Genomic DNA, 12,760 nt, shown 5'->3' on the forward strand with positions numbered 1-12,760 from the left:
GAAATGATCGACCGGCTCCCGGAGCTGACCAGCACATTGTTGGTCGTGGCCGGACTGAGCTGGGCGGTCCTGGTCGCCACTGTGCTGCGCTTCGGCTCCGGCGGGAGCGGGCGGCCGATGCCGGGCTCGGTGGCGACCTTCGGCGCCGCGATCGCGCTCGTCGCCGCCGGGTTCTGGATCGCCGACCCCCGGTATGGCTGGTGGGTCCTCGCGACCACCGGCGCGGTGCTCGGCCTCGGCGTGGCCGCCCGCGCCGGCTTCGCGCGGCCGGGTCAGGACCGTGCGGTCGCCGCGGCGGTGCTGGTCACCGTGACCGCGGCCGCGGTGCTCACCGAGCTCGGCGCCCTGATGACGATCCGGCTCGTCGTGAAGCCGGACCCGGCCGACACCTTCTCCGCCGCGCTGCGTGCCGGCCCTCTGCTCAACGGCCTGCGGGCGCTCGGCGTGCCACTGCTCGGCGTGGCCGCGGCGGCCCTGCTCGCGCTGCTGCTGCGCCGGGCCGCCGGCGACCGGCTGCGGCGGGCCGGACGGTCGGCCTGGTCGGTCGCGACCAGCGACGGGGTCGAGCCGGATCACCCCGCCCACCCGGCCCGGCCCGGACCCGGCCGGGCCGGCGGCGTCAGCGGCACCAGCGCAACCGGTCACCTGCGGCGGGCCCGGATCGTCCTGCTGGTCGCCGTGGTCGGGCTCTTCGCCGCCCCGCTGGTGCCGGTCGCGGGCGGCGGTGCCGGCGGTGCGGCGCTGACCTTCGCCTGGTTGGCCACCCCCGAGTTCGGCAAGCTCGCGTTCCTGGCCCTGCTGGCGCTGCTCGTCGCCCCGGCCGGGCACTGGTTCGACATCAACCGGCGCCGGTTCGGCCGGCCGCTGCGGTCCTGGCGCTACGCGCTGTACCCGCTGGGCGCGTTCTGCCTCGTCGCCGTCCTCAGCGGCCTCCGGCACGACTTCGGCACCGTCGTGTCCGTGCTCGCCGCGGCCGTCGGGGTGACCTGGGCGGCGACCCGGTTCACCATGCTCGGCAAGCCGAACGCCGGCAGCGGCCGGCTCGTCGGCCGGACGGTGCGGCGGCTGCGCAAGTCGTTGCGCGCCTACCGGCCGTTCCTGGGGTTCGGCGCGCTGCTGCTCGTCGTCACCCTGCTCGTGGCGGTGTTCTTCACCGACTACGCGGGGGAGCGGACGAGGATCTGGGCCGACCCGTGGCAGTACCGCTGGGACTCCGGCTGCGTGCCCGCCGAGGCGCTGCCGGCGGTCCCGGAAGGCTGGCAGGGGTGCCTGCGGGCGGCCTCCGCCGACGCGGAGAGCGGCCGGTCGCAGGTGGCCCGGGCGCTGTCCGCGGTGGCGGACGGCGGACTGCTGGGCCGCGGCCTCGCCGACACCACGTCGTCGTTCGTCCCGGCCGGCTCGACCGACTTCATCCTGGTGGTGATCTGGCACAAGCTCGGCGCGGTCACGGTGCTGCTCGCCGCCGTGCTCACCATGCTGCTCGGGCTGGGACTGGCCAGGGCCGCCCGCCGGCCCGCCGCCACGCTCGGCACCGGCCCCACGCCCGTGGAGCTGTTCGCCGCCGGTCTCGGCGCCATGATCGCCGGGCAGTTCCTGTTCGTGTTCGCCGCCGGCGTCAACGTCCTGCCGCACTCCGGTGTACCAGCGCCCCTGCTGTCCCGGGGCGGCCAGGCGAACCTGGCGATCCTGCTCGGCCTGCTGGCGGTCCTGGCCGCGGGGCGGGCCGTGCGCGGCGCCGCCGGCACCGCGTGGACGCCCGAGCCGGTGCGCCCCCCGTCCGCGGGACGGCTCGGCCTGCTGACGCCGCTGGCGATCTGCCTCGCCGTCGCCACCGTCGTCACGCTCGTGCCCTACGTGGCGCCGCTGGGCGGCGGCTGGCATCCGGCGTCGTACGGGGCGCACCGCCCGCTGTGCCCGCCCCGGCAGCCCCGGCCGGAGTCGATGACCTCGCCGCGTCCCGAGCCCGGGGAGTGCTCCACCGACCGCCTCGCGCACCAGCGGACCCGGGTCGAGGTCCGCTTCGGCGACCGCCGCGGGCTGGTGCAGCAGCGGCCCGCCGGGACGTGGTCCGTGGTGGACGACCCCGAGCTCGGCGGGCTCACCGTCGCCGACGTCGCCGGCCTGCTGCGGTTCGGGACCGGTGCGGGCGTGCTGGAGCTGACCGTCGACCCGTTCGGCGCCGTGCTCGACGGCACCGCCGGCACCACCCTCACCGGCCGGGTCGCGCCGCCCGGAGGCCGGGCCACCGCGGACGGCTGGCTCGGCCTCAACCTCGATCCGAAGCTGCAGCACGCGACCGCCGAGGCGATGCGGTCCACCGGTTCCGGCGGCGAACTGCCGCTGGTCGGCGGGACCGTCGTCATCGACGCGCAGGACGGCCGGGTGCTGGCGGCCGTCACCACGCCCGCCGAGCCGGCCGGCCCCGTCGTCGCGCGGGACGCCGTCGCGGAGCGCGCCGCGGTGGTCGACTACGAGCAGTCCCACCGCGGTTGCGTCGCCGGCCCGCCGGGTGCCCCGCCCGGCAGCTGCTGGACCCGGTCGATGCAGCGCCCCGCGGCCGGTCCCGGCGAGCAGAGTCTGGTGGAGCTGCGCCGGTACGTGGGCGGCGACCCGGCCGTGGCGTTGCCCGACCCGCAGGTCAACCGGGCCCTCGGCGGGCGGCACAACCTGGGGGAGGTCGCGATGGTGCTCGTCGCCGCCGCATACCTGCACGAGCCCGGGAACACCGCCGGCGACGAGGTGCCGAGCGTTGGCTGCCCGGCCGCCGTCGAGGGCCGCTTCACGCTCGCCCAGGCGCTCGCCACCTCGTGCTCGGCCGCGCTCGGCGCCGTCGCGCAGGACCTCGGCTGGTCCCGGGTGGCCGCGCAGGCGCAGCGGTTCGGCATCGCGCTCGGCGACTGCTCGGCGACGCCGGCCTGGCTCGTGCATCCCCTCGTCGGCGGCGCCGGCACCTGCGTCCCGCCGGACGCCCCGTTCGGCGCCACCGCCGCGATGGCCGCCGGCAGCACCGGCATCGTCGGTACCCCGCTGGGCGTGGCGACCATGATGGCGTCGATCGCGAACGACGGCGTGACGGTGCAGCCGAGCCTCGTCGCGACGCTGGCCCGCCCGGCGTCGGGGCTGCCGGAGACCGTCCCGCTCGGCCGGCCCGACCGCGCGCTGCCGTCGGCCGCGGCGACCGAGCTGGCCGCCGGGCTGCGCGGGGTCATGCGCACGGGCGACGGCGAGCGCGAGGTGTGGCTCACGACCGGGACGTACGAGCTGCCGGCCCGCGCCGGACCGCAGCCGCGCCCGTTCGCCGACCGGTACACCTGGCTGGCCGGGTTCCTGCGCACCGCGGAGGGACGCCCGGTCGCCTTCGCCACGGTGCTGGAGTGCCGCGACGACGCCGGTTCCCGGCGGGCGCAGCTCGTCCTCGACGCCATCAGCCGGACGATCGGAAGGTAGCCGCAGTGCACCCGCACCTCCCCGGGGACCCCGATTTCGAGACCAGCGTGGTCGACGAGTTCCGTGAGCGGCTGCTGGAGTACTGCACGCGGCAGCACACCGGCGGCCGCTCGGACGCACGCCGGCTCGAGGTGACCATCACGGTCGTGTCGGCCCGCCCGGTGGTGAGCCTGCGCAACACGCTGCGCCCGTATGCGCTGCGGGTGCTCGGCGCGGAGCTGCCCGGGGCCCGGCTCGGCCAGGTGCTGTTCGCCGTCGACGAGCACCTGCCGGCGCCGTGGCACAAGGTGTCGGTCCGCGGCCGGCTGCGCGGCGATCCCGTGCCGCCGCCCGAGGACCGGCCGGCGGAGCCGGCGCATCCGGTGCTCGTCCTGACCCTTGCGTACGAGCGTGACCATCAGTATGTGTTCCATCTCGTTGCGTCCGCCGACTGGCTGCCGATCCGGCGTGGGCCGGCGGCCGAGGACTTCCGGTACGAGATCCCACTGCCCGACTACCTCAACGCCGTGCCCCGCGGCACGTTGCTCGACTTGCGCTACTGGCAGGGCCTGGTCGAGTTGCGCCGGACATCGGCCCGCCCCGACTACGCCGTGCAGGTCGACGGGCACTGGCTGGCCCCGGGACAGCAGCTGAGGATCGGGCCGCGCGGCCGGATCGCCTACACCCTGGACCGGCGCGAGAGCGTCCTGAACTACCTCCTCAACGAGCGGGAGTGGTGACCGTGGTGGGAACCGGAGAACGGCAACTCGTCGTGCACCTCAACGCCCCGGGCTGGCGCGCCGAGCTGGAGGTGGCGCAGCCACCGACCGGCACGTGGCGCCGGGTCGACTTCGACGTCCCGCTCAACGGCGGGCGCAACCCGCACCGTGAGCCGCTCACCGCCGAGGTCCGCTACACCACGGCGGAGAACCGGCTCGGCGACGGCTGGGAGAAGTGGTTCGTCAAGGTCTACCGCTGCCGCTCGTTCGGTGAGGCGGAGGCACTGCGACGCTACCTCGGGCAGCAGGCGAGCTACATCCGCGGCGCGAACTCCGCCCTCAGCACCGACCGGGTCAGCCCCGTGGACCCGCCGTGGTCGGTGGTGCCGGTGCACATCGTGCGGTGCGACGGCGGCCAGGAGATCGTCGGCCCCGTGCAGACCGAGCTGGCCGCCTCGCCCTCCGCCATGGCCTCCCGGATCATGACGGCGCTGCCCTCGTGGCTCACCGACTCGCCGCCGGCCCCGGAGCGCTACCTGCTGGCCGTGTCGCCGTTCATGGACGACCTGCACTGGGAGGAGCACCAGGGCTGGCCGGCCACCGAGCACCTGCAGGACTTCACCGCCATGGCGGCCGGTCTCGACGCGCTGCACCAGCAGGACACGGTGCACTGCGACATCAAGCCGGCGAACGTCTGCCGGTACAACACCCACCACGTCTCCGGCTACGTCCTGATCGACACCGACTCGGTGACGCCGGTGTACCCACCGCCGCGGTCGCTGCGGCCGACGAAGCCGTACCACTACAAGGCCATCACCGACTGGTTCGAGAACCCGCAGCTGCGTCACCTCGGGGTGGACGCCGCGATCCTGCGGGCGCACGACCGGTTCGGCTTCGCGGTGGTCGTCCTGACGGCGCTCGCCGGCAAGGGCTGGGTGGACCGGGTGCTGCTCCGCGCCCCGGAGCAGCTCACCGGGTATCACTCCGGCGCCGACTGGCGCACCGCCGACGACCGCAGGCTGGTCATCGCCGCGCTCCGCGCGCACTGGCCCGATCGCCCGGACCGGCAGTGGCAGCCGTTGATCCAGACGCTCGCGGAGCCCTTCGGCCCGGAGATCGAGCTCGACAGCTGGTCCTCGGCGGCGTGGATCCAGCGGGTGCTGCGCGCGGAGAGCGCCTGCGTGATCGAGGAGGCGAAGCCCAAGCTCTTCCCCACGGCCGACCCGGTCGCCTACGCCGCCGACCTGGAGGGCATCCGGACGACGGCGCTCGCCGTGCCGTCCATCCGGCCGGAGCTGATGCGCGGGCGTGGATACGGCGCCATCGAGCAGACCGCCAACGACGTCGCGCTCCGCGCCGCCTTCGTCCGGGCGGCCGGCTCGGCCGCAGCCGTCGCGATCGTGATCTTCATCTTGTTGTACTCGGTGTTCGGGTAGGGGTGGACATGGCGACACAACAGCGGTTGGTCGACACGCAGCGCTGGCGGCTGCACCGGCAGGTGGCGTCGGCGTGCGGCCCGGCGACGCAGTTCAGCCGGATCGAGTGGCAGCTCGCCGAATGGATCAGTTCGGGCGGGTACGCCTCCCCGGCCACCCGGGACATCGTCGAGCCGTATCTGGCCGGGTACCTGCAGCAGGCGGCGGCCGTCGGGCGGCGCTGGGGGACGTTCGCCGGGGTCGGCGGCGGCGTCGTGCTCGGCCTCGTGCTGTTCCTGATCGTGCTGGCGGCACGGTGAGCCGGCCGGGCCGCGCGCAGGGCGAACTGAACGAGCAGTTCGGCGGCATCTGCCCGATCTGCGGTTCGACGCTCGGCACGGACACGAGATGGGACCCGGTGACCCGCCGGTTCGACCGGCCGCCGTGCTTCCGGCTGGAGGTCGGCCCGATGGACGCCGCCGGCGACAGTGCCTGGCGGATCGTCGTGATCGGCGCCGGCGCGGTCAACTTCCCGGCGGCGGTGTCCAGGGTGCCGGCCTTCGTCGAGAGTGAGGTGGAGTTCGTCTACCTGCTGTGCGGTGACGGCCACATCTTCCCGCAGGCCGAGCCCTCCCACGCGAGGATGCGGCGGCTGACCAACGACCGTCAGCGCGTCGACCGGTGGAACATGGTCGCCGCCGTCGGGGCGCCGGCGAGCGGCAAGACCTACCTGCTGGTCCGGATGGTGAGCCAGAACCTGATCAACCCGGACAACATGTTCCCCCGTGTCGAGGGAGGGCGGGTGCAGCGTCACAGGCTCAACCCCCTGGAGCAGGTGCCCCTGTCCGAGCGCGCCGCCGAGTACAGCAAGACCGTCACCGACAACACCGCCATGAGTCCCACCATCGGCCAGGACACCCGCCCGGCCCGGATCCTGGGGCGCCTGCTCGACGACGCGCTGGGCGCCATCCGCGAGATGGTGCGGATGACGGTGACCGACGGGCAGAACCGGGCCAGGCAGTGGGGCATGGGTCTGCGGCAGCCGCTGGTGGTGCGGACCAGCAGCGACCGGATCCTGACCTGGACCGGCATCGCCGACCTGCCGGGCGAGCTGTTCCAGCCCGGCCAGAGCAACGAGAGCGAGCGCAACAAGCTGCGCGCCTACGACGCCCTCATCTGGGTGATCGACCCGGTGGTCGCGGCCGCGCTGGACCCGTTGACGAGGGACAGCCTGGCGCAGGGCGACGAGTACGACAGCGTGCTCGACGGCAGCCTCAGGCCGGGCACCACCGTCGAGCAGGGGGCGTCCGCGGTCCGCGCCCGGCGCGAGCACACGCAGCGGGAGATCGGCAACGCCCTCACCCTGGTCGACAACGACTACGCCGTCGAGGAGGGCCGCGCGCTGGAGCTGCTGATCGCGGTCTCGAAGTGCGACGTCATCCACGCCGCGCTGCGCAAGGGCAAGCAGCTGGAGGACATCGGCCGCAAGGGCAGCGTGGCGCGGGGCGTCGCGACCTACCTGGCCTGGCTCAGCCGCCGGTGGGTGGCCGGCAGCCAGCGGCTCGACCCGCAGGCGGAGCGGCTGATGGACTACCTCTACGGCGCGAGGTCCGCCCAGCAGCGGGTGGCCGAGGAGCGGATCCGGCAGGTCTCCCGCGGCCTGCTCGAGCACTACTCGCGGCACCAGGCGTTCTGGAGCCTCGTGCACGAGGGCGACGAGGACGTCGTCGACATCCAGGCCAGCGGCTCGATGTCGGTGTCCAGCCGGCGGATCGAGGTGGTGTCCATCGGCGAGCATCTCGACCAGTCCACGGTCAAAGGCTCCGGCGAGGTGATGCTCATCCGGGACGTCGTGATGTCCGCGCTCGGCTGCGGCATCGCATACGGGCTCGGCCACGACGCGGCGATCGCCTCCGTCCTGCTCAACGACTGGCAGCGGGTCCGGCTGTTCCTGTGCTCGCCGCTGACCACCGTGCCCGTCGCCCGGACGACCGTCTCCGGACCGGAGGAGATCCACAAGCTCGAGCCGCTGGAACCCGCCGGCCGGTTCCCGCAGATGGAGGAGCCGTCCGCGGCCCTGACCCAGCTGCTGCTCGCGTCGCTGCGGAAGGCCCGCGCATGAGCGCCACGGGATTCCTCGCGGTCGTCGTCTACGTCGAGGAGGACGGCGAGTTCGTCCTGGCCCCCGCGCAGGACGACGCCGTGCGCGGGCACTGGAAGATCGTGCATGACCGGCTCATCCTCACCCGCCTGGTCAAGGTGCTTCCGCCGCAGGTCGCGGACACCGCCGACGTCCCGATGTGGAGTCTCGTGCACGTGAAGCACGAGCGCAGGAACTACTGGTGCTTCATCGAACAGGGCCGGGGCGGTCGGTTCGGGGCGGGCGTGTGCCGGTTCTTCCTGACCCCCATCACCCGGCATCCGGCCGATGTCTGGGCGGAGGCGGTCGGGCATGCGCTGCACGGCCGGGCCGAGCTCGGGACGCCGGATCCGGCGGTCACCGCCGGGGTGCTCGCCGCAGTCGCGAGCGGCCAGCGGTATGTGCGCCTGCCGGGATCCCCGGCGGGGAACGCGCATCTCATCGGCCGGCTGCTCGCGGTGCTGCCGCGGAAGGCCGCCACGGACTGGCTCTGGTCCACCTGCTGGTTCACGACCGAGCGATGGTTCGTCGCGGGCCGGCCGCCGGAGGCCTGGCGGTCGCCGGAGGAGCCCGGCGAGGGCGCGGTGTGGGCGTCGGCCGAACTGGCCGAACAGGACACGTCGGCGCTCGACGACACCACCTGGCAGGCGCTGACGCAGCTCGTCGACCGCATGGACGACGCCGGGGTGACCGCCGCCGCGCGCGGCTCGTCCACCGACCGGTTGTCGGACTTCCTGCTCGATCCGGAGCTCGCCGCTGCCATGGCCGCCGCCAGGGTCGCGGCGCCCGTTCCGGCGCTGCCGGGTGGCGGCCTCCGGCTCGAGGAACGCGAGACCGAGGTGCTGGGCGGTGCCCGCGCCGTCGAGCCGGTGCGCCCGCAGCCCGGAGCCGGTGCGCCCGCGGTCGTGGCGCGGCCGCGGGCGCAGAGCGCGGGTCTCGCGCCGCTGACCTGGGTCACCTGGCGCGACAGCGGCAACGGCGTCGAGCTGGTCGGCGAGGCGTCGGTGTCGCGGACGTACCGGCAGGCGACCGAGTCCCTCCGGGTGGAGGTGGAGGTCCCCGAGGGCTACCGGCAGACGCTGCGGCATCCGCTCTGGAGCCTTCGCCGGGTCCGGGTCGACAACGTCGAGCTGTGGTGCTTCATCGAGGTGGGCCGGGGCGTCCGCGCCGGCGCGGAGGATCGCAACCAGCAGTTCGGACCCGCCGGCGGCTGCCGCTTCGGGTTCGCCGACGGCAGGTGGCACCCGTTCGACGTCTGGCGCGCGGGCGCGGAGCAGGCCTGGACCCGGCCGGCGGGCGCTGCCGCGGGAAGCTCCGCGGACCTGGCCGACGTGCTGGCCAAGCTGGTCATGGACCAGCCGAAGATCCTGCTGCCCGGTGCCGGCCCGTCGGCCAACGCGGTGCTCATCGAGCAGGTCCTCGCGGTGCTTCCGGCCCGGGTCGCCGGGCGATGGACGTGGTCCACCTGCCTCTTCCGGTCAGATGACGACCGCGAGCGATTCGTCGCCGCGCCGGTGCCGGAGGATCTGCGGGAGGCGAAGTGGGCTCAGGTCGAGGCGAAGGTCGCCCGTGCCGGGAAGGACGTGCCGGCCGGCGTGCGCCCCAGGCTCGACGACGTGCAGCGGGCCGCCCTGGACCTGCTCGTGTCGACCGCCGCGGAGGTCGCCGGCGAGCCGGGTGACCCTGCACAGCCGGAGCTCCGCACGATCCTGTCCGCCAGCCAGGCGCCGACGCTGGCCGGGTTCCTCGACGAGCTCGCGCTCAACCTGCCCGGGCTGCGGCGGATCGGGATCGACGAGGTCCCGGCCATGCTGCTGGGCTCCGGCGTGCGGTCGCTGGTGCGGCACAACGCGAGCCTCGTGACGCGGTGGTCGACGAAGTATCCGGACCACGCGCGCGCGTATCTGCACGGACGGCCCGACGCGGACGCTGCGCGGCTGGTGATCGACGGCCTGATCCTGGCGCAGCGGGCCAGGCCTGCGGACAACGTGATCGGCGTGCCGACGGCGGTGACCCCGAAGCCCGACGGCCACCACCGGTTGAGCGACACCCTGCAACGGTACGGCCCGGACGTCGCGGTGTGGGTGGCGCTGATCGAGGCGATGACGGTCCGGGGCGCGCTGCTGCACAGCCACGCCGACCTGGCCGCCGCGGACCCCTGGCTGCGCAGGCTCGGACTCACGCCGGGCACGTGCATGCACCTGTTCCCCGACGCACTGGTCGATGCGCTCGGCCGGTTTCCGGTGCCGGAGTCGGCGCTGGTCGCGCTGTTCCGGATCGTCGACCCGATCGGCGTGCTGCGGCGGGTGATCCAGGACGGCTACGTCGGTGCCCGGGCCGGCCGTGCCGCCACCGGGAAGCTGGGCGGCCGGCACTCGGCGGTGCTGCTGCACGCCACGTATGAGCTGATCCGCGAGCGCGACCCGGACCTGGAGCAGCTGCACAGCTTCATCCGGCAGCTGCTCCGGCGCGTCACGAAGCATGCCGAGCGCCACCGGTGGCTCGTCGAGGCGGCCCTGTGCTACCCCGTGGAGCAGGCCGGCCGCGGGTTCCTCCGGGCGCTGCTCGTGACGGGCGGCAGGATCGTGTCCGACGCCGCCAAGGGGGAGCCCGTCAGCGACGACCAGCTGTTCGCGCTGAGCCAGCTGCTGGCCGTCGACGAACAGACCAGGACGGGCAAGCCGTTGTTCCGCGAGGCGCAGGCCGTCCGCGGCCGGGCCCGGGTGGCCGGGTGGGTCCGGCATCCGGCCGCCGGTGTCAGCGCGGTCCGCCAGCGGCTGCGCCCCGCAACTGCCGGTGACCGGCCCGACGATCGGATCGCCGCCCGGCCGGCGGTCCGCGACAAGCCTGTCGTCGGCAGCGCCGCCGTCGTCAGCCCGGCCGCCGCCGCCCGGCCGCCCGGCCGTCTCCGCAGACTGCTCAAGCGGCTCAGGCGGCGGGCCGTGGGCTGGGCCGTGCTGTCCTTCGTCGTCGTGCTGGCCGCGCTCGGCCTCGCGCGGTGCAGCTCCTTCGACCTGTCCGGAAGCACGGCCGAGCCGGGCCGGACCGCGGCGTCGGCGCCGCCGAGCGTGGTGGTCACCCGCTCGACCGACGGAACGCCGTCCACCGCCGCCCGCTCGTCGGCCCCGGCCACGGAGCAGCCGGCGGCGCCGACCTCGGCCGTCATCGACGCGTCGTGGGAGAGCAGCCAGCAGAACCCGGACGTCCTCACGGCGGTCCGCAATCAGCTCGACGACCTGCAGGGGCACGAGATCGTGAGGGTGACCGTGCACGGCATCGCCCCGAACACCGACCTGGCGAACCGGAATGCGGACAAGGTCATCAGACTGTTGCGGGATGAGGTCCAGCGGCTGAACGGCGTGCCCATCACGAGGGGCACGCCGATCCCCGGGACCGGGAAGGTCCGCATCGTCCTGGTGTACGCGTGAGCGGTCAGCGCTCGAAGCTCCAGCGCTCGGTCATCCGGTCCTCGTCATCGTCGTCGACCTTCGACATCGTGACCGGGGGCCGGTTGATCCGGGTCGTGCCGGCGGGCGTGGTGCGCGGCTCCTCGTCCGGCCAGGGGGTGTAGCCCGCCGGCTGGGTCGGCGCGTTGCGGCGCAGCAGCCAGGTCACGAGGCGGGTGGTGGGCGCCTCGGCGGGCCGGGTGGAGATGTGACCGGTCATGCCGTAGGTCTCGTCGAGACTGCGGGTGCGGCTCAGCTGGTCGCGGATGATCTCCTTTTCCCGGTCCGCCCGCGCCTGCTGCTCGAATTCCTGCCGCTCCTGCTGCCGGGAAAGGCGCGCCGAGGCGGTGGCGAAATCGGTGTCCTCCGCCTTTTCGAGAATCTTGTCGTATGCCGTCGCCGGGGCAAGATTCATCAGGAACTTCACCAGGACCGGCAGCACCTCGATGGTGGTGATGAATAGCAGCAGCATGAGGTATGCGGTGCGCAGGGTGGAGTTCTTGTCGGTCAGCTCGCTCAACGCGCCCAACTGGGCGAGGAGTCCTTTGTCATTGGCGGTGTCGGCCTTGAACTGATCCTCTTCCGCCTTCTTCAGCACCTCGAGGCGGTCGAGCTCCTCCTGGTCGCGCTTGACCTGCTCGGCCGCGGTCTTCTGCTCGGCGGTGGCGCTCTGGTCCTGCTTGGTCTTCGCCTCGTTGCGGGCCGTTTCCAGCTGCTTGCCGACCGCGTCGCGCTGGCGGCGCAGGTCGTCGGCGACGGCCTGCTTCTGCCGGTAGGCCTCGCCGCCGCCGCGCGTCTTCGTGCCGCACGTGCCGTCGAACTCGCAGGTCGCCGACGCCTGCGCGGCCTGGAACTTGGTGTTGAGATCGTCATACTGCGCCTGGAGCTCTTTGACCCGTGGGTCCTCCGCGGCGCCGGTCGCGGTGCCGTTGGCGATGGCCTGGTTGCGCGCGATCGCCTCCTGCAGCTGCGGGATGCCCTTGAACCTCGCGTCGTTGAGCAGCGCCTGCTGATGCTGGTCGAGGCGGCGCTGGTGGATGACGTTGAGCTGGGCGTCGATCTCGCGCTGGAAGAGCCACAGCACCAGCGGCGTCGAGATGACCGCGCCGATGATGAGGGCCATGAGCACCCGCGGAAGGGCGGTGACCAGGTTCTGATACCACTTCGGCCGCCGCTGCGTCGCGGTGACCAGCCAGCGGTCCAGGTTCATGATCGCGAGGCCCCACAGGATGCCGGCCGGGACGGCGGCCCAGATCGGCGCGCGTGCGCCGAGCGTCAGCGCGAAGGTGGCCGACACCGCGGCGAGGGTCGCCGTGGTCAGCACGATGCCGCCGAGACCGACGAACTTCCGGGTCTCCCGCGGCGTGTGGCTGAGGGTGTCGACGTCGGCCCCCGAGAGCCACACGAGCAGCCCACGGCGCGGCACGGCCCGTTGCTGGGGAATCCGGCCGGTCGCCCCGACATTTCGATCACGCATGCTCACTGCCGGACTCCTTGATCCCAGACGTGGGAGGCGGAAAATGCGTTGGTGCGTCGGACCCAGCGTAGCCGTCGGCGACAGTCGCAGAAATCGTCCGATTGACCTTCCTGGGTGTCCTTGCGGCGCGCCAAAAT

Annotated in this window: 7 protein-coding genes; 6 read left to right on the forward strand and 1 reads right to left on the reverse strand. The window is 73.7% G+C overall.

Features of this window, described 5'->3' with window-relative positions:
- Positions 1-3: 3 nt before the first annotated feature.
- Genes ACFPIJ_RS61850 through ACFPIJ_RS61875 form a run of 6 tightly spaced genes read left to right on the forward strand, consistent with a single transcriptional unit; the run spans position 4 to position 11,128 of the window.
- Entirely contained in the window at positions 4-3,447 is a 3,444-nt protein-coding gene (locus ACFPIJ_RS61850; protein WP_380128900.1) for an FtsW/RodA/SpoVE family cell cycle protein, read from the forward strand.
- A 5-nt stretch (positions 3,448-3,452) separates the two neighbouring features.
- Entirely contained in the window at positions 3,453-4,166 is a 714-nt protein-coding gene (locus ACFPIJ_RS61855) for a hypothetical protein (protein WP_380128902.1), read from the forward strand.
- 5 nt (positions 4,167-4,171) lie between these two features.
- Positions 4,172-5,581 carry a hypothetical protein gene (locus ACFPIJ_RS61860; RefSeq protein WP_380128903.1) on the forward strand — a complete coding sequence of 470 codons (1,410 nt, stop codon included), beginning with the start codon at positions 4,172-4,174 and terminating at the stop codon, positions 5,579-5,581.
- A gap of 8 nt (positions 5,582-5,589) precedes the next feature.
- Complete coding sequence (locus ACFPIJ_RS61865; protein ID WP_380128904.1) at positions 5,590-5,880, forward strand: hypothetical protein; 291 nt, start codon at positions 5,590-5,592, stop codon at positions 5,878-5,880.
- Entirely contained in the window at positions 5,877-7,682 is a 1,806-nt protein-coding gene (locus ACFPIJ_RS61870) for a hypothetical protein (protein WP_380128906.1), read from the forward strand. The genes ACFPIJ_RS61865 and ACFPIJ_RS61870 overlap by 4 nt, the downstream gene beginning before the upstream one ends.
- Positions 7,679-11,128, forward strand: coding sequence for a hypothetical protein (locus ACFPIJ_RS61875; protein ID WP_380128907.1), 3,450 nt, complete (start codon positions 7,679-7,681; stop codon positions 11,126-11,128). Before ACFPIJ_RS61870 ends, ACFPIJ_RS61875 begins: the two co-directional genes overlap by 4 nt.
- A 4-nt stretch (positions 11,129-11,132) precedes the next feature.
- Here ACFPIJ_RS61875 and ACFPIJ_RS61880 read toward each other — a convergent pair whose 3' ends face one another.
- A complete protein-coding gene (locus ACFPIJ_RS61880) occupies positions 11,133-12,623 on the reverse strand; it encodes a DUF4407 domain-containing protein (protein ID WP_380129001.1) in 1,491 nt (496 codons plus the stop codon).
- Positions 12,624-12,760 lie beyond the last annotated feature (137 nt).

The sequence above is a fragment of the Dactylosporangium cerinum genome (assembly GCF_042653625.1).
In the GTDB taxonomy this organism is placed as follows: domain Bacteria; phylum Actinomycetota; class Actinomycetes; order Mycobacteriales; family Micromonosporaceae; genus Dactylosporangium; species Dactylosporangium cerinum.